At 36.7% G+C, this 18,165-nt stretch carries 19 protein-coding genes and 1 pseudogene; 8 read left to right on the forward strand and 12 right to left on the reverse strand.

The window, feature by feature from the left end; translation table 11 throughout:
• Positions 1-196, reverse strand: a 196-nt coding sequence (locus AS180_RS05545; protein WP_175384189.1) for a transposase, incomplete at its 3' end; no start/stop codon positions are given.
• Positions 197-432: 236 nt separating this feature from the next.
• Between AS180_RS05545 and AS180_RS05550 the strand changes: the two genes are divergently transcribed.
• Together AS180_RS05550 and AS180_RS05555 are read left to right on the forward strand one after the other, a co-directional pair.
• A complete protein-coding gene (locus AS180_RS05550; RefSeq protein ID WP_025908784.1) occupies positions 433-978 on the forward strand; it encodes a hypothetical protein in 546 nt (181 codons plus the stop codon).
• A gap of 17 nt (positions 979-995) precedes the next feature.
• On the forward strand, positions 996-2,507 hold the full coding sequence (locus AS180_RS05555) for a flotillin family protein (protein WP_261392440.1): 1,512 nt from the start codon (positions 996-998) through the stop codon (positions 2,505-2,507).
• Between the two features lie 41 nt (positions 2,508-2,548).
• Here the strand turns inward: AS180_RS05555 and AS180_RS05560 are convergent, their stop codons facing one another.
• From AS180_RS05560 to galU, 3 genes are all read right to left on the reverse strand, one after another.
• Positions 2,549-3,256 (reverse strand): WecB/TagA/CpsF family glycosyltransferase, encoded by a 708-nt coding sequence (locus tag AS180_RS05560; RefSeq protein WP_025908782.1) that lies wholly within the window; start codon positions 3,254-3,256, stop codon positions 2,549-2,551.
• A gap of 94 nt (positions 3,257-3,350) precedes the next feature.
• Entirely contained in the window at positions 3,351-4,634 is a 1,284-nt protein-coding gene (locus tag AS180_RS05565) for a nucleotide sugar dehydrogenase (RefSeq protein WP_025908781.1), read from the reverse strand.
• Positions 4,635-4,872: 238 nt separating this feature from the next.
• Complete coding sequence (gene galU / locus AS180_RS05570) at positions 4,873-5,745, reverse strand: UTP--glucose-1-phosphate uridylyltransferase GalU (RefSeq protein WP_025908780.1); 873 nt, start codon at positions 5,743-5,745, stop codon at positions 4,873-4,875.
• 118 nt (positions 5,746-5,863) lie between these two features.
• Between galU and AS180_RS05575 the strand changes: the two genes are divergently transcribed.
• The 4 genes and pseudogenes from AS180_RS05575 to AS180_RS05585 all read left to right on the forward strand — a co-directional run bounded on the left by AS180_RS05575 (position 5,864) and on the right by AS180_RS05585 (position 11,249).
• Positions 5,864-7,426, forward strand: coding sequence for a hypothetical protein (locus tag AS180_RS05575; protein ID WP_062686532.1), 1,563 nt, complete (start codon positions 5,864-5,866; stop codon positions 7,424-7,426).
• Between the two features lie 559 nt (positions 7,427-7,985).
• Positions 7,986-8,456 (forward strand): annotated as a pseudogene (locus tag AS180_RS24145) (SNF2 helicase-associated domain-containing protein); the annotation flags it as partial.
• Between the two features lie 156 nt (positions 8,457-8,612).
• On the forward strand, positions 8,613-10,028 hold the full coding sequence (locus AS180_RS24150; RefSeq protein ID WP_450089523.1) for a DEAD/DEAH box helicase: 1,416 nt from the start codon (positions 8,613-8,615) through the stop codon (positions 10,026-10,028).
• A 165-nt stretch (positions 10,029-10,193) separates the two neighbouring features.
• The gene (locus AS180_RS05585) at positions 10,194-11,249 is read left to right on the forward strand and encodes a C40 family peptidase (RefSeq protein WP_025908777.1); all 1,056 of its coding nucleotides are present in this window, start codon (positions 10,194-10,196) and stop codon (positions 11,247-11,249) included.
• Between the two features lie 179 nt (positions 11,250-11,428).
• Here the strand turns inward: AS180_RS05585 and ssb are convergent, their stop codons facing one another.
• Complete coding sequence (ssb, locus tag AS180_RS05590) at positions 11,429-11,773, reverse strand: single-stranded DNA-binding protein (RefSeq protein WP_025908776.1); 345 nt, start codon at positions 11,771-11,773, stop codon at positions 11,429-11,431.
• A 121-nt stretch (positions 11,774-11,894) separates the two neighbouring features.
• Between ssb and AS180_RS05595 the strand changes: the two genes are divergently transcribed.
• Positions 11,895-12,362 (forward strand): YwpF family protein, encoded by a 468-nt coding sequence (locus AS180_RS05595; protein WP_025908775.1) that lies wholly within the window; start codon positions 11,895-11,897, stop codon positions 12,360-12,362.
• 17 nt (positions 12,363-12,379) lie between these two features.
• Here the strand turns inward: AS180_RS05595 and AS180_RS22320 are convergent, their stop codons facing one another.
• Complete coding sequence (locus AS180_RS22320; protein ID WP_156413452.1) at positions 12,380-12,544, reverse strand: hypothetical protein; 165 nt, start codon at positions 12,542-12,544, stop codon at positions 12,380-12,382.
• A gap of 265 nt (positions 12,545-12,809) precedes the next feature.
• Between AS180_RS22320 and AS180_RS05600 the strand changes: the two genes are divergently transcribed.
• Positions 12,810-13,253: a helix-turn-helix transcriptional regulator gene (locus AS180_RS05600; RefSeq protein ID WP_169799849.1), complete on the forward strand. Its 444-nt coding sequence runs from the start codon at positions 12,810-12,812 to the stop codon at positions 13,251-13,253.
• A 33-nt stretch (positions 13,254-13,286) separates the two neighbouring features.
• On the opposite strand, the gene AS180_RS05605 is transcribed toward AS180_RS05600, so the two are convergent.
• The 6 genes from AS180_RS05605 to AS180_RS05630 form a co-directional block, all read right to left on the reverse strand.
• The gene (locus AS180_RS05605; protein ID WP_025908773.1) at positions 13,287-13,541 is read right to left on the reverse strand and encodes a hypothetical protein; all 255 of its coding nucleotides are present in this window, start codon (positions 13,539-13,541) and stop codon (positions 13,287-13,289) included.
• A 125-nt stretch (positions 13,542-13,666) separates the two neighbouring features.
• Positions 13,667-14,491, reverse strand: coding sequence for a flagellar hook-basal body protein (locus tag AS180_RS05610; protein ID WP_025908772.1), 825 nt, complete (start codon positions 14,489-14,491; stop codon positions 13,667-13,669).
• Between the two features lie 31 nt (positions 14,492-14,522).
• The gene (locus AS180_RS05615; RefSeq protein WP_025908771.1) at positions 14,523-15,338 is read right to left on the reverse strand and encodes a flagellar hook-basal body protein; all 816 of its coding nucleotides are present in this window, start codon (positions 15,336-15,338) and stop codon (positions 14,523-14,525) included.
• A gap of 114 nt (positions 15,339-15,452) precedes the next feature.
• Positions 15,453-16,454 carry a rod shape-determining protein gene (mreB, locus tag AS180_RS05620; protein WP_025908770.1) on the reverse strand — a complete coding sequence of 334 codons (1,002 nt, stop codon included), beginning with the start codon at positions 16,452-16,454 and terminating at the stop codon, positions 15,453-15,455.
• A gap of 185 nt (positions 16,455-16,639) precedes the next feature.
• Entirely contained in the window at positions 16,640-16,903 is a 264-nt protein-coding gene (spoIIID, locus tag AS180_RS05625) for a sporulation transcriptional regulator SpoIIID (RefSeq protein WP_025908769.1), read from the reverse strand.
• Between the two features lie 247 nt (positions 16,904-17,150).
• Positions 17,151-18,017 (reverse strand): M23 family metallopeptidase, encoded by an 867-nt coding sequence (locus tag AS180_RS05630; RefSeq protein WP_025908768.1) that lies wholly within the window; start codon positions 18,015-18,017, stop codon positions 17,151-17,153.
• Positions 18,018-18,165 lie beyond the last annotated feature (148 nt).

Here is an 18,165-nt window from a genome sequence, read left to right on the forward strand (position 1 = left end):
GTTCCATATTGTCATGGATACAATAAGAACGCTCATCTTTTAAGTGAAGGTGTTTGGCAATGGTTTTAGAAAAGCCGATTTTTTCGTCAAACTCACGGAAGATGAATTGGCCAGTATCGGAAGAAAGTTCGCCTCCATCGTGAGTTAATTTGAGTTGGTGATTGAAATGAAGTGTTGTTTGCGGTAATCTAATCATGAGAAGAATCCTTTCTTTTGGTTAGTTCTTAGTCGATTTAACCTTAACAGAAATGGATTCTTTTTTCATTTTTTTAGTGAAAAAGAGAATCCCACAGGAAAGCCGATAAATCGCCTTTCCTGTGGGATTTTGTATTTGGGTATGAATAATTCAGGTTATTTTTATAAAAAATGAAACTTTTCTATTTTCTGAGCGTATTACCTTTTATAAGAATCAAATGAAGGGAGGTTTTCAAATTGGAACTGCTCTCGGTGCCTATTCAGACAATTTATCTTTACACACTAATTGGTTTTGGTACCCTTACCTTTTTATACATTCTATTCGGTGACGTACTGGATGCATTATTTGAAGGTATCCCTGGATTAAATCCTACGCTCATTTTTTCCTTTTTTACAATCTTCAGTGCAAGCGGCTATATCTTGGAACAACTACAGCTATTTTCCAGTATTTTAAATCTGATTGTCTCTGCAATTATTGCCCTATTACTTGTAACACTACTCAATATCTTTGTTCTTATTCCTTTATCATCTGCTGAAGAATCAATTGCTTTTACAGAGTCATCTCTTCAAGGTCGAATTGGCGAACTCATCATTCCTATTCCCATTGATGGATACGGTGAAGTTGTTGTTAAAGACGTAAGTGGCACTATTTCAAAGCCAGCCATTAGCTTAAAAAATCAAGAAATTTTGTCAGGTACCAAAGTATTGATTGTTGAAATCAAAAACGGAAATGCGGTTGTTGTTACTTACGAACCGACCAACTACACACTACCAAATTCATAATCAAGAGGAGGATATTTATGTCCATTTTTATTATTGCTGGAATCGTTGTCTTTTTATTAATTGTATTGATTGGAGTATTTATTACCAAATATCGTACTGCAGGTCCTGATGAAGCACTGATTGTCACAGGTAGCTATTTAGGATCAAAGAATGTTCACGTTGACGAATCTGGAAACAAAATTAAAATTGTGCGAGGCGGAGGTACATTTGTATTACCCGTATTTCAACAAGCTGAACCATTAAGCTTATTATCAAGTAAATTAGAAGTATCAACACCTGAAGTATATACAGAACAAGGTGTACCCGTGATGGCCGATGGTGTATCTATTATTAAAATAGGCGGTTCTATATCAGAAATTGCTACAGCAGCTGAACAGTTCTTAGGTAAAGCCAAAGAAGATCGTGAAACGGAAGCGCGTGAAGTTCTTGAAGGACATTTACGCTCGATTTTGGGATCAATGACTGTAGAAGAAATTTATAAAAACCGCGAGAAATTTTCACAAGAAGTACAGCGCGTTGCGTCTCAAGACTTAGCGAAAATGGGGCTTATTATCGTCTCGTTTACAATCAAAGATGTACGTGATAAAAACGGATACTTAGAGTCGCTTGGTAAGCCTCGTATTGCTCAGGTAAAACGTGATGCTGACATCGCTACTGCCGAGGCTGAAAAAGAAACGAGAATCAAGCGCGCAGAAGCACATAAGGATGCTCAAAAAGCTGAGCTAGAGAGAAATACCGAAATTGCGGAAGCGGAAAAAGCGAACCAATTAAAAACGGCTGAATACCGCCGTGAACAAGATATTGCAAAAGCTCGTGCTGACCAAGCATACGACTTAGAAACAGCTCGTGCAAAACAAGAAGTAACAGAACATGAAATGCAAATTCGTATTATTGAGCGTCAAAAACAAATTGAATTAGAAGAAAAAGAAATTCTTCGTCGTGAACGCCAATACGATTCTGAAGTTAAAAAGAAAGCCGACGCGGACCGCTACGCAGTTGAGCAGGCTGCTGCTGCTGAAAAAGCCAAACAGCTTGCAGAAGCGGATGCAAATAAGTATCGTGTTGAAACAATGGCTAAAGCAGAAGCAGAACGCGTTCGTGTTGATGGTCTTGCAAAAGCCGATGCTGAGCGTGCTCAGGGTGAATCAGAAGCTGAAATCATTCGCTTAAAAGGTCTTGCAGAAGCGGAAGCAAAACAAAAAGTAGCAGAAGCATTTGAACAGTTCGGTCAAGCAGCTATCTTGGATATGATTATCAAAATGCTTCCAGAATATGCGAAGCAAGTTGCTGCACCTTTATCTAATATTGATAAGATTACAGTTGTCGATACAGGTAGCTCGGGTGAAAGTGGAGGCGCCAATAAAGTAACTGGCTATGCTACCAACCTAATGTCTACTTTACAGGAATCGTTAAAAGCTTCATCCGGTTTAGATGTTAAAGAACTGATTGAAAACTTTTCTGGTAAAGGAAACGTTCGTCACAGCTTAGATCAGTTAACAGAAGAAATCAAAGATAAAAAAGAAGCGTAACAAAAAGGAGAGCCTCCCGTTGCAGGGGGCTCTCCTTTTTGTTATCCTTTTAGCGCTTTAAGTAAGAACTTTGGTAGTGCTAGTTGTCTTTTCAAACGCCATGGCTCTTTTATTAAACGATACAACCATTCTAACCCAAATCGTTGAAAAACTTCTGGAGCACGGTTTAAACGACCAGAAATCACATCAAACGATCCTCCTACTCCTTGGTACACTGAAGGGTATAGATGATCTTTGTTCGCTAGAATCCAGTTTTCTTGAGCTGGACTTCCTAATGCAACAAAAACGATATCTGCTTTTGATTCATTAATAGTTGTTTCAATTACCTGCTTGTCTTTTTCATATCCATCAAGCACGCCAACAATTTGAATACCAGGAAACTTCTCTTCTAACTTGACTTTCGCCTCTCTGGCTATGCCTGGCTTGGCACCATACAAGAAGATTCGCTTCCCTTCTACAGTAGCTGTTTCACAAAGCTTCATCATCATATCAATTCCCGTTACACGCTCGCGTATTTTGCCTTTACGAAGCTTAGAAGCCAAAATAACACCGATACCGTCTGGAATTTGGTATGTTGCTTTATTTAACAACGTACGTAGCTCCTCGTCTTCTTGAGCTTTCATAATTTTTTCTGGATTAATGGCTACAATAAACGAAGTGTTCCGTTGATTAATATCTTCCATTAGCTTTGCTGCTAATTCATCATACGTGTCGTGACACACATCTACACCTAAGATATTTTCTTTCATCAAATCACCTATTTAAAGATACTAAAATTTTGTGTTCGTTCGTAATGAAAGACAGGCTACAGCCCGTCTTTCATTATCATTACCCTTATTATACTTATATCGTAGAAACTTTAGAATCACCTAATAACACAACGTCAAATCCTGCTTTTTTCCATGCATCACGTTGAATACAATTTTTTGTATCAAAGATAGCTTTGGTACGCATTTTGTCTTCAACTGCAGATGGAAGCATTTCTTTAAATTCGTTGTGGTCTGTTAGGATTAAGATTAAGTCTGCATGAGTTACAGCTTCTTCTAAGTCCTGTGTTTGCTTTTCAATTTTATTTTCTTTAATATGTGGATCGAACGCTGTGTAATCAACATTTAGCTTATCTAAATGTGCTAATACATCCGTTGATGGACTTTCACGCATATCATCAATGTTTCCTTTAAACGCTAGACCTAATACCGCAACGCGACCGTGCTGAATGCCTTTTGCATCAAGAATACTTTTTGCTTTTAGCGCCGTGTATTCTGGCATTGAATCATTTGTTTGACGAGAAAGAGAGATAATTTTCGCCAGCTCAGGCTGTAGCTCTGTTAAGAACCATGGATCAACTGCGATACAGTGTCCTCCTACACCTGGCCCTGGTAAATGAATATTTACACGTGGATGATAGTTCGCTAACTTAATCGCTTCCCAAGCATTGACACCGAGCTTTTCACTAATTTTAGCTAACTCATTTGCGAAAGCAATGTTCACATCACGGTACGTGTTTTCGATAACCTTGACCATTTCAGCCGTTGTAGCATCCGTTACGTGAATATTTCCTTTTACGAATACTTTATATAATTCTACTGTTAAACGACTTGATTCTTCGTTAATTCCACCCACAATACGATCGTTATTTACCAGTTCTTCAAATACTTTACCTGGAATAACGCGCTCAGGTGAATGAGACACGAATAATTCTGTTCCAAACGCTAGTCCTGTTTCTTTTAAAACGGGTAGCATCACGTCCTCCACTGTACGAGGAGGAACCGTTGATTCTAAAATAACAAGATTCCCTTTACGAACATAAGGAACGATTGACTTTGTTGCTTCTCTTACATAGTTTAAATTAGCTGTTTTATCATTATTAATTGGCGAAGGCACTGCAATAATGAATACATCCGCTTCTTCAGGTGTTGTACTAACTGTGAATAAACCTTTATCGACTGCTTCTTCTAAGCGCTCTTGTAGTCCATTCTCTTCTATATGAAGCTGTTTATTTTTAATTAAGTTGACTGCATGCTCGTTTACGTCAACGCCGTGAACTTGTAAACCATGATTTGCAAACATAACGGCTGTCGGTAAACCAATATACCCTAAGCCAACTACACATAATTTTTTTGCCATTACAGAAAATCTCCTTTATATGACATACTTTATAAATGAAACCTACATGATATTATATCGAAAATTGTTGCATCATGATAGCTTTTATATAAAAACACCATTCAAATTGTCTTCTTATTTATATTATGCATCAGTTTTGTTTTGTTCATCACCGAAAAAACGATTTATCTTTTTCAGTTTTTTTCTAAACCAAAAGAACTAACGCACTAGTTGCAGTGCGCTAGTTCTTCTACTATAATTATTTATCTTTTACAATTGTTTGAAAGTAGTCCATTAGTTTTTCTTTCAGCTCATCTCTTTGTAAACCAAAGTCCACTGTAGCCTTAATAAAGCCAAACTTATCTCCTACATCATAGCGGTTACCTTGGAAATAGTGAGCTAGTACACGTTGAGATTCGTTTAGTTGTAAAATCGCATCTGTCAACTGTACTTCTCCGCCAGCACCAATTTTTTCTTGACTTAAAATATCAAAGATTTCAGGTGTTAAAATGTATCTTCCCATAATTGCGTACGTAGAAGGTGCATCAGCCGGATTTGGCTTTTCTACTAACGTATTCACTTCAAATACATCGTCCTGTATTGACTCTTCAATCCCAATAATTCCATATTTATTCGTTTCTTGACGAGGCACTTCCTGCACACCTACTACCGTACACTGGTGCTCTTCATAAACATCCATAAGCTGCTTTAAGCAAGGCTTGTCTGATTGTACAATATCATCACCCAGTAAAACAGCAAAAGGTTCATTACCTATAAAGCTTCTTGCACAGTTAATCGCGTGCCCTAACCCCTTTGGTTCCTTTTGGCGAATGTAATGAATATTGGCTAGGCTTGAAATCTCTTGGATTTCTTTAAGCATATCCCATTTTTCTTTAGCCGCTAACGTTTCTTCTAGCTCATATGATTTATCAAAGTGATCTTCAATTGCACGTTTGCCGCGACCGCTAATAATTAAAATATCTTCAATACCAGAAGCTACTGCTTCTTCAATGATATATTGAATCGTTGGCTTATCAACAATCGGTAACATTTCTTTTGGTTGCGCTTTCGTTGCAGGTAAAAATCGTGTTCCTAATCCCGCAGCTGGTATGATTGCTTTACGTACTGTCATTTCATTTACCTCCCATTAAATCCATGGTTGTTACAATTCATATAAATGTATTTTATAATAACCTTATTATAACTGTCACGAAATTCTACATCGCTTCCATTTTGAAAGGATGAGTCAAATGACCGAATTTATTTATAAATTAAAATCAAATTTTATTTCTACTCTTCCCTACAACAATTCAATTTATAAAGCAAAAGCTGCTGATGGGCTCCAATTATATAGACAGATTTCAATCGATGACCTAAAGCAAGACGCAGAGACCATCTCTAACCGCGTAGATGGATTTACCACAACAATTGATAAAAATAACTTACTCAACAGCTCGTGTACATGCAATGACGCTGATTTTTGCCAACATCAATTTGCTTTGGTTTTCTTTCTCTATGCCCAATATGAGCCGCTAACAACGCTATTTGAAGAATGGAGGAGCGCAGAGGCAAAAAACTTATTTATCCAGCAAAAAAAGCGGTCTTCTCTTTCTAACCACTATTCTTTTAAAGCGTGGATCGATCAACTTGATACAGCATACGAGCAATTTTCGCAAGCACAATCCACCAAGAACCTGTCTATTTTTCAAAATCTATACGATGAATTTTTTATATCATTACCAAAAATAGCTCCAGCTGAACCGACCTTACGAAACCTTTTTCTTTTATATGGCGGTCTATATGCTATCTTACAATTTAATAATGAGCTAAAGCACATTCAGCTCTCAGCTAATACGAAAGAATCCTTTTTATATGTCCACCTTTATAAGCTAACCAATAAAGTAAGTGAATTAGCTAAAATCAAGGTGCTAAGTTCCATTCCTCCTACTACGAAGACCCTTATTGAAAGTAGCTTACCGTTTATTCGCTTATTATTAGATGAAAGTGACTCATTACAATATGAACTGATGAAGTTATATGAAGTGGTATGGGCAAATGTATTAAATGATGAAGAATGGATTGGAAAAGAATTAAGGGCTCTTGAATCTGTTACCTCTGTTCATACAGCAATCGCTCGCAGCTATTTATTATTTTTAAAAAAGAAAGATGAAGAAGCGATTTCTGCTCTAAAGCCAGATGATTTAGCAAAGCTTCCTTACTTTATATCGTGGATAAAGGAGCTTCTTTCTCAAAAAGATACAAAGCGCTTATCAATATGGATAAACTACCTTTCAGCTATGATGGGTGAATACGTACGAACCGTTCCGTCTACTTATCAAGGAAGTCGAAACATGGTTTCAATCTTAGTTAACCTGTTTAAACAATATGCACTGCTCATTAAAGAGGAGGGCCCTTATATCAAGTGCCTTCAGCTGTTACTACCGTATAGCTTTATTGAATATAGCCAGTACCTACATAACAAGGGGCATTTAAAAGAATGGATGGAGCTTCAAGTACTGTTAGACTTTGATGACGCCGAACAAGCAAGCGAAATAGCTGAATATGTTATTCAACAGCGTGCAGATTATGCGATTCCAATCCTACATCAAATTATTCGTCACTTTATTTTAGAACGTAAAAAAACGAGCTACGCACTTGCATGCGATTATTTACTAAAGCTAAAAGAAATTTACATAAAAATAAGTAAAGAAGAGCTGTTTCATCGTTATATGCACTATTTACATGGTGAAACAAAATCACTATCCTTATTTCAAAAGCTACTAAAAGAAAGAGGGCTTCATGCTGATGTTTGATTTATTTGAACTAACGCTCCATATTGACGAATACGAAGATAAGCTGTTTGTATACTGCACCGACAGAAACCAAAAGCTCCTACAGCCAACTAAATGGAAAAATTCATTGTTTTTATGGCATTCTTCTTCTTATTACGGTACAACTCTATCTCCTTTTGAGTTGGACAGCAAGAGTGGTATTTTATTGTCAGCATGGGATGGTTTCACATTCTTTTTGTCCATTGAAAAAGGACACTTATTAAAGCCAACGTTTTCAAAAGAAGCGCGGGAATACCTTGATAAAGCTTTAAAGCTAAAAGAGAATCTACTAACAGTCGATACATTAAAACAATCTTTATTAGAAAATAACGATTCAACTTGGGAAAAAAACGTGCTTGAATTTCTCTTTCTCAATCATACTTACCAGCTGCTCGAGGAAGCTAATATCCCTTATCCTCAAAGTGACTATACCGTATCCGTACGATTTGAAGAGCCATTATCTGAAGGTTCTGTTTGGGAAATTCAGCTAGTAGCAATTCCGACAGATAGCGATCAAGACCCTTTTCTTATTCGAGATGAAATGATCCATGAATATAAAAATGGAAAAACAATTTTATATGAGGTTCAACGAATTAAACACTTATCACCTACTTTACGAAATGCTTTATCAAGAAAGTTACCTACGTTATCTGATGAAGAGCTATGGAGCTTTTTAACCAAGGAAAGCAATGAATTACTTCAAAAAGGTGTACATATGCAGCTACCTAGCTGGTGGAAAGAAATTAAAAAAGGCCAAATTCAAGTGCAAGCTGTCCATGAAGATAATCAAACTTCCGCATTTGGCATTGAAGCTCTAACAAACTTTAAATGGTCTGTTTCCATCGATTCACATACGTTAACGGAAAAAGAACTAAACGAGCTAATTAAAAAGAAAAAACAGCTGCTAAAATTAGATGGGCAATGGATACATGTAGACAGTATGCTCATCAAGAAAGCGAAAAAACTGTTAAAAGAAGCGCAGCAGCGAGGCGTTAGTATATATCAAGTATTACGCGCTCACCTAAACCAGCCATTTTCATTTGATAGTGATTGCAATAACGTTTCTATTGAATATCATTTAAATTCATACTCTCAATCAATTGTAAGTCAATTAAAACAAGCTCACACGCTTCCATCTATAAGGCTTTCTTCTGCATTTAACGGAAGACTGCGCCAGTATCAGCAGGTAGGATTAAACTGGCTATTACACCTGCGTAAAATAGGACTAGGCGGCTTACTAGCAGACGACATGGGGCTTGGTAAGACGATTCAATTAATTAGTTATTTTACAAAGGCAAATGAACTAAGCTCTGCACAAAAACCATTTTTACTTATTTGTCCAACCTCACTGATTGGGAATTGGGAGAAAGAACTCGATAAATTTGCACCTTATCTAAAAGTGTATACTCACTATGGTAGAAATCGACTATCGGCAGAAAATACAACAAGCCTAGATGAAGCAAGTGCTTATGATCTAATCATTACAACTTATCAACTGGTTGCTCAAGAACCTGAGCTTTTTCAAACGAGAGCGTGGGATACGATATGTTTAGACGAAGCTCAACATATTAAAAACCCTCATACCAAACAGGCAAAAGCAGTTAAGAAACTGAATACAACTCATCGATTCGCTCTGACAGGTACACCAATTGAAAATCGATTAACAGAGCTGTGGTCTATTGTTGACTTCCTGAACCCTGGTTATTTAGATAGCTTAGACAGGTTCAAGAAAGAATTTGTTATTCCAATTGAAAAAGAACAAAATCTAAAAAAAGCAGAGCAGCTAAAAGCACTGCTTTCTCCCATTTTATTAAGGCGTACTAAATTAGATAAAAAAATTGCTTTAGACCTACCTGATAAACAAGAAGAGAAAGTGCATATTGAGTTGACAGCTGAACAAAAAGTGCTGTACGAAGAGCTTGTTCATTCGACTCTTAACAGCCTTAAAGAACAAAAAGGGATTGAGCGAAGCGGTCAAGTGCTTCAACTTCTAACAAAGCTCAAACTACTTTGTAACCACCCTGCTTTGTTGCTAAAAGAGCCCATTAATAAACAAACGATTACTCGATCACCTAAGCTTGAAAAGACAGTTGAGCTACTGAAGCAAATTAAACTACAAAACGAAAGCTGCTTAATATTTACTCAATACCTTGAAACAGGTAACATGCTAAAACGCATCTTGAAAAGAGCTTTAAAAGAAGACGTATTATTTTTACACGGTGGCTTATCAAAAGCAGAGCGTGACGACATGGTAGCATCCTTTCAATCTGGGCAACATTCCATTTTCATCCTATCATTGCGGTCAGGTGGAGTTGGTTTGAACCTAACGGCTGCAAATCATGTTATTCACTTTGACCGTTGGTGGAACCCAGCAGTCGAAAATCAAGCGACGGATCGCGTATATCGAATTGGCCAACAAAAATTTGTCCATATCCATAAGCTCCTTTCCTTAGGGACAATTGAAGAAAAAATTGATGATATGATGACGAAAAAATACGCGCTAAGTGAACAGTTGGTTCAAAACGACAAGTGGATCACAGAATTGTCACAGCAAGAACTCCAAGAATTGCTTCAATACAATTAATAATAAATAAAGAAAAAGCTATCTCCGTATTAAATTCAAGGCTTGAAGAAGAAAAAAAGGTGTTTTGCGTGACAAAATACCCTTTACTTCTTCTTTTTTTTTAGATTATGATAAAAGCAAGTCGAAAATAGTCTAAAAGATTCATATATTAAGGGGGACCTATTGGTGAAAAAAAAGCAAATCGTCCTGTCTCTAGGAACAATATTAGGAGGAATTGCACTCTTCCACACATCTGCTGACGCTGCTTCTACTTCTGTTCAGGTAAAGACAGGGGATACTTTGTGGTCGATAGCTACTAAATATCAAACAAGTGTACAAAACTTAAAGACTCAAAACAACCTAAAATCAGATGTTATTCATGTAGGACAAACACTCGTGATTTCGTCTAGTGCATCGCCTGCGAAGCCTGTTGACACAGCAAAGCCAACACCTGCTACGCCAAACACTGCTTCTACTTACACAGTACAAAGTGGGGATACGCTTTATAAAATTGCAGCTAAATTTAAAATGAGTGTTTCAGATTTAAAACGTTTGAACTCACTTTCATCAAACATTATTTATGTCAACCAAAAATTAAAGGTGAGTGGACAAGCTACACCTTCCAACCCTAAACCGGAAGTGACGAAGCCACAAACACCTACGGTTTCAACAAATGGTACATACAAAGTTCAGCAAGGTGACACGCTTTCTAAGATTGCAGCTCAGTTTAAGATGAGCGTCTCTGCTCTTAAAACAGCAAATAACTTAAAATCTGATATTATTTATGTAAATCAGGTCTTAAAAGTAACTACATCTGGGGCAGCACCATCTACACCAAATGCTGGAACTCCTCCAACTACAACGCCAACTAATGGACAGCTAAACATTTCTAAAATGATTACTGATGCGAAAAAATATATGGGTGTTCCTTATAAATGGGGTGGTACAACACCATCTGGCTTTGACTGCAGTGGATTTATTTACTATGTAATGAAACAACAAGTGTCAATGCCTCGCTATACAACAATGGGCTTTTGGAATGCTTCAAAGTCTGTGAGTCAGCCACAGCCTGGAGATTTGGTGTTCTTTACTACATATGCGCCGGGACCTTCACATTTAGGAATTTACTTAGGAAATCGCCAGTTCATTCATGCTGGTTCTTCAACAGGAGTAACTATTTCGAGCTTAGATAATAGCTATTGGAGCAAGCGTTATCTAGGAGCGAAGCGTTTCTCAAAATAAAAGTCAAACCCCCTCTATCTGTTATATGCAGCTAGAGGGGGTTTTTCACAAAAAAGAACCATTGATGGGAATTCAATGGTAAAGTGGGGATTATAATAAAGAGAGGAAAGTAAATTTTTCTGATCTAAGGTAAAAGAGATGATGAAACAATTACTCTTAGCGTATATTACCGAAAAGCATCATGGCTGATTTTCAGGTGAGGAAGGCTTACCGCTTAAAAACCGAACGTATTCTGCGATAATATCTGTCACATAAACACGCTGCTGCAAATTGTTTTCAAACGTACGCGTTTGCACACGTCCTACGACTCCTATAATCGATCCCTTATCGCAGTATTTCGTCATGTTTTCAGCATTTTTTCTCCATAACGTAATTGATACAAAATCAGCTTCCACTTCTCCTTCCTGGTTACGAAAGTTTCTGTTCACAGCTACTGTAATATGGGAAAAAGGAATTCCTTCGGATGTATATTTCAGTTCAGGAACTCGTGTCAAACGCCCTACTAGCACTACTTCATTAATCAATTGACCACCTCTTTCTTCGATTTCTACACAACCAAAAGGTTGAATAATAAGAATATTCTTATATCTCATGTTATAATAGTGATATACGAATAACATATTTGTTAAAGGAGGAAACTTTCGCATGAAAACATTTCGATTAGTCGGCCTACAACTAATTGATCATGAAGGAGAAAAACATAACTTAGAATTAAACAAAGGGTTAATTATTAATAAAGAAGACACAGACAACCATTGGATTCTCGAAGCTGTCATTGACCAGCAATTTACAAATTTATTTGAGCTTCCACTAAAAGATCACCAACCTGTACAAATTGAAGCGCTTATCTCAAAACCAACCAATGACCCCGCTTTGTTTTCTGTTCAAGTGGTTTCAGTAAAAGCAATTAACGATAAGCAAATAAGCGTATTAATGAAAGGTACATTAGTTGAAAGAAAACTACACTTTGCTGAAATGATTCTGGCTAACCTTATCGAACAAGGTTTAACAGGCTCTGATTTATTAACACAATTTAAATATCAGCTTCATAATAAAAACCGAAGTACAAAACCTCTTCCTGCTGATGAAAAAGAAAATATAAAAAATACGTGAAGAATAAAAAGTTTGTATTATTTAAAAGGGTGTTGAGTCATACGGTGAAGGTTATGGTTGGAGGGTAAAGGGTTAATAGGCTTAAACTCTCGCTTGCCCAGAAATAAAGGTAAATCATTTGTCCGGCCGCTCTTTCTTTTGCGATGATTAATTTGATTACGTTTCAAGTAATATTTCGTCATTTCTCTACTCCTTTCTCGTTTGTATTATGTATACTAATACATTTTTTACCATGATTCAACAACTTTTTCTTCACTTTTTTTCTTATCAGTTTTTCTTTATTTTTTTTCACCGCTTTTTCCTTCATAAATTTCTATCTTATTTCATTTAATTTAAAAATACACGAATATTATCTTGAATTTTCTGTAATTTTATTGTATTTTTTTAATTAAGTTCGAATATTACCCGTTTTTCATGCCTTTAGACCTAATTCCGAACATAATCTATATGAAGAAAGAAGTGGTACTTATGTTAGAAATTGCTGTTAAGATTAAGATGCTTCGTGCTAATGCAGGTTTGACTCAAGACCAGTTTGCAAAATTACTGAATATTTCTCGCTCCAAAGTTTCAAAATGGGAAACTTCCATTCAATACCCCGATATAGCAGACTGCCTTTTGCTTAAAAGTCATTTCAAAATCAATCTCGATGAGTTTTTGGAATCTACACCTCACCTTAAACAACCTCATAAACTCAACTCTTCACCTGCTACTTATCATGTGTACGACAGCGATGTTCACACTCTACTTATACTCTTTCAAAAATACCCTGATTTAAAAAAGGCTTTACAAAAGCTGCACGCTTTGCCAGAAGGACCTCAAAAAGAGCTATTAAATACCATCACCCCTTTATTTCGGTACCTATATACGCTTTCAAACAAAAAACAAACATGACAACGTGCGCTGACATGTTTGTTTACACTCATTCTATTCATCTTTACGATCTTTATCTTCCATATCCTCCATATCTTCTACTGGGTCTTCTTGGTCATTCTCGTTGTTTTCATCATCGTTTGGATTTTGGTTATCATCCATGTTGTTCATATCATTTTCGTCTTGCATCTCTTGCTCTTGCTCTTCCATTTGTTCTTCTTCTGGTGGCGGGTCTTGTGTATTACAAGCTCCTAATGTTGTAAGTGCAAACACAGCTGAGCCCAGGCCCATAAGTATTTTTTTCTTCATCGTAGCAACTCTCCTTTTACATAAATTAAGTTTACGTACTTAGAATGCCACGTGAAGGTATAGTCTATGACCAAATTTAAAGATAAGATAAAATTTACTAATTTATTCAAAAATAATACGAATAATCAACGTATACTGTTTACAAGTCCCATCATTTGGTCAGCAATTGAAATGGATTGGGAATTAAACTGATAAGCTCTTTGGGTCAATGTCATATCCGTTATTTCTTTGCTCATATCAACATTCGATTGTTCCAAAAACCCTTGTTGAATACCGGCTCCGGCACGTTCATCACCCTGTAAATTTTGTACGCCATTTTCTTGATTTAGGGCATTTGGAACCCTAAATAAAGATGAGCCCACTGCCTCTAGTGACTGGGGACGATTTACTCGAGTTAAGCCAAGAGCAAAGATCTCATTCCCTTCATTACTAACAACGGTTAATTCTCCAGCTTTATTGATTTGAAGCTCACGAAAATCCGTACTAAAGGAAATGGTATTACCTTCACTATCTAAGACTGGATTCCCATCTGTGTTCACTAACTGTACTTCTCCGTTTCCAAGTGGTGTAAGGTGAAAGGAACCGTTCTTTGTATAGTACGTTTCTACTGTACCATCATTATCCTTCTGCACTTGAAAGAAAGTATTTGGGTTGGTTAATGCAACATCTAATTGTCGCCCTGTTTCTTGAAGCGAGCCCTGTGTGGTAACAAGTTTCGTTTGACTAAGAAGCGCTCCTGCCCCTTGACGAATGCCAAGCGGTGTCTTTCTTCCTGGTTCGCTTGCTTCATCCGATTGATTATTAATTTGTTGATACAACATATCACTAAATGATGCATCACGCTTTTTGTAACCAACTGTATTTATGTTTGCTAAGTTGCTTCCAACTAAATCTAAACGCTGTTGTAATTGAGTCATTGTGTTTGTAGCATTAATCATCGAGCGATTCACATATTATTCCTCCAATTGTTTAGTACATTGCTTATCTTACTTTACCAATTTCGTTGGCTGCTTTTTCCATACTACGGTCGTAAGCTTGCATCACTTTTTGATTTGCTTCGAATGTACGATAAGCAGTAATTAGTTCCGTCATAGCTTGTGACATATTTACATTAGAGCGCTCCACAAAGCCTTGTTTAATGTCATAAGAAGCTTCACCGTTTCCAACAGCTGAAGGCAACGGCTGACCGTTTTCAGTTTGATATAGTCCGTTTCCTGTTTTAATTACTGTTTCCATTGAGTTAGCATAAACAATATTTAATTGCCCCGCTACTTCACCGTTAACCGTTACGTTGCCTTGATTATCTACTTTGAATTCCTCATTTTGGACGTTAATTGGTTCATTATTTGTATTGAGCACATATTCACCATTATTAGTGGTTAAGAATCCTGCCAGGTCTACTGTAAAGTTACCATTTCGGGTATAAGAAAGGTTACCTTCAGAGCTTTGTACTGCAAAAAATAAGCCACCTTCCTTGTCTGGCACGCTCGTTTGTAACAGAGCTAGATCTGTTTGGTAATCAGTTTGCTGGACATCTCCTTGCACAAAATTAGGAACCGTTTCTTGTAAGTATACTCCTGTATTTAAGCTCCCAATATTCTCTTGAGAGCGAGTTACGCTTTTTCCGTTTTGCTGCTCTTCGATACGCTGCAGTAACATCTCTGGAAACGCTCGAATGACTCCTTGATCTTCCTTAAAGCCGGGAGTATTTGCATTCGCAATATTATTTGTAAGCATATCCGTTCTTCGCTGCTGGGATAGCATCCCTGCTGTCGCTGTATAAAAGCCTTTAAACAACTTGTCCACCTCACACTTTTCGAAATAATAAAACTCCCCTTGTAATACTTTACAAAGAGGAGTTATCATCTTATTTATGCTTTTCAGAAAAAGCGTATGATAAGAGTTTCATTATTAAATAATACTTCGGCGAGAAAGTCGATCGATATTGTCTAGCATGATACCTGTACCAACTGCAACACAACCCATTGGATTCTCAGCAATCAGTACGGGAACTTTTAGTTCTTCTGCTAGCAGCTGATCTATACCGTGTAGTAAAGCTCCTCCGCCTGTTAAGATAACACCTCTATCTATAATATCGGCAGAAAGCTCTGGAGGTGTACGTTCTAAAACACTTTTTGATGCTTGTACAATGACGCTAACAGATTCTCTTAGCGCTTCCTCTACTTCATGAGATTTTACTGTAACCGTGCGAGGAAGGCCTGACACCATATCTCGACCTCTAATATCAAGTTCTTCTTCTCTTGAGTCAGGGAAAACCGTTCCAATTTTCACCTTAATTTCTTCAGCTGTTCTCTCACCAATTAACAGCTTATATTTGTTTTTTATATATTGTAAAATTTCAGCATCAAAACGATCTCCAGCCATTTTAATAGACGAAGCCGTTACAATATCACCCATTGATAAAACAGCCACATCAGTTGTTCCACCACCGATATCTACTACCATATTACCGCTTGGTTGAAAGATATCCATTCCCGCACCAATGGCTGCTACTTTTGGCTCTTCTTCTAAATAGATTGTTTTGCCGCCACTTTTCTCTGCTGCTTCACGTATTGCCTTTTGTTCTACAGATGTAATGTTCGTAGGACAGCAAATTAAAATACGAGGTTTTGATAAAAAACCTTTCACATTTAGTTTATTAATGAAGTATTTCAACATAGATTCTGTAATATCAAAATCTGCGATTACACCATCTTTAAGCGGACGAATTGCTACAATATTACTAGGTGTACGCCCAACCATTTGACGTGCTTCTTCTCCAACTGCTAACACTTTATTTGTATTTTTATCGATTGCTACAACCGACGGTTCATTCAATACGATTCCTTTGCCTTTTACATGAATTAAGACGTTAGCCGTACCAAGGTCGATACCGATGTCTTTTGCTAACATACCTTAAATCCTCCTTCAGTTTACATATAATTGCATGCATACCATTCTTTTTTCCTAATTTACTATTTTATCACAAATTGTATATGTATGTATTTATTAATAAAAAATTTTCTTTTTTTTACTTTTTTAACCAATATAAATTCCCCTTTCCTACCCTGTTTCTTTGATAGTAAAGGGGAATCGTGCTACTTTACAATTTCTTCTTCTTTTTTGTATTTTAATTTTGTTGCTTCCCCTCCACGCAGATGTCGAATTGATTTATGATAATCAAGTATTTCTTTTACTTCATTTGCTAGTTCAGGGTTTATTTCAGGTAATCTTTCTGTTAAATCTTTATGGACAGTACTTTTAGAAACTCCAAACTCTTTCGCAATTACACGAACGGTCTTTTTAGTTTCCACGATATACTTCCCAATCTTGATAGTTCTCTCTTTGATGTAATCGTGCACTCTACTCGCCCTCCCTAAATTGGATGTGAGATGATGAAAAAATTCTATATTTTTCCACCATTCTCTTTGTAGGTTTGTAACAGTGTATTAGCTTATATGAAGATATATGCTATAAAAGTCAAGAGGGACAAGTGATTTATTTTATTTTTTTAAAAATTTCATCTATTTTATTAAAAAATAGAGAAAAAACCTCCTTCTCTTAATCCAGAATTGAACTTAAGAGAAGGAAGGCTTCTAGTGGTTTATATTATGCATTTGATTTTGATTCATCTGCTGATTGCTCTTTATTTTCAGGAGCTTTAGGTGCTTCGTCACCAGTTTTATCTTCCTGCTTTGACTCTTCTTTATCCTTTGATGTTTCTTCATCTTTTAATGGCTCTTCAGCTGTAGTAGGTTGTTGTTCTGTAACCTCAGCAGCTTTCACTTCTTTAATAGAAGCGACTGATTTACCAAAGTAATCGCTAGGGTTTATAGCAACACCATCTTTGCGAATTTCAAAGTGAACATGGTTATTCGCTTCCTGGTTGTATAAGTTCTTTCCAGCTTTGGCAAGTACTTGACCTTGTTTCACAACATCTCCTACTTCAACAGTTGCTTCATCTAAAGATTGATATTGGGTAACAAGTCCATCTTTGTGATCCACTTCAATTACAAATCCAAGTAACGGGTCTTTTTCTGCTTTTATAACAGTTCCACTTGCTGCTGCTGTTACATCAAATGATTTATCACCTTCTATAGCTAAATCAACGCCTGTGTTTGGGTGATACGTATTATTATAAAATACGAGTGCTGCTTCTTGTTGTTTCTTTGATGCTTGATCATCGTAAAATGGTTTCTTTACAACAGCATCCTTATCATTTACAAGTGGCATTTTTAAATTCTCAAGCGATGCGTTTACTTCCATGGCATCTTCTGTATATGCAGTTCCATCTTGTCCATAACGATCTTTAGCATCTTCGCTTAGGTTATTATTTCCATTCGCTTGAAACCAAAGAACGGCTGTAAGAATAATTGCTGCGCTTGCCAGATAGATTGCTGGAAAAATCCAACGCTTTCTAAAAAGTTTGTGAACCTTTGATTGTTGAGAAGTACGTTTCTTTTCTTCCTCTCTCATGTATCATCACCTCAGCAATCAGTCTGAACACAATTTTAAGAATATATACACAACCTAAAAGTTTTTTTCGATTATTTTTCGACAAAGGTTTTAAAAATATACACACAGTGATTTATTTTCCCTAAAAAAAAGCTTACTCTAGATTTTT

The organism is Priestia veravalensis, assembly GCF_001457055.1.
GTDB classification, from domain to species: Bacteria; Bacillota; Bacilli; order Bacillales; family Bacillaceae_H; genus Priestia; species Priestia flexa.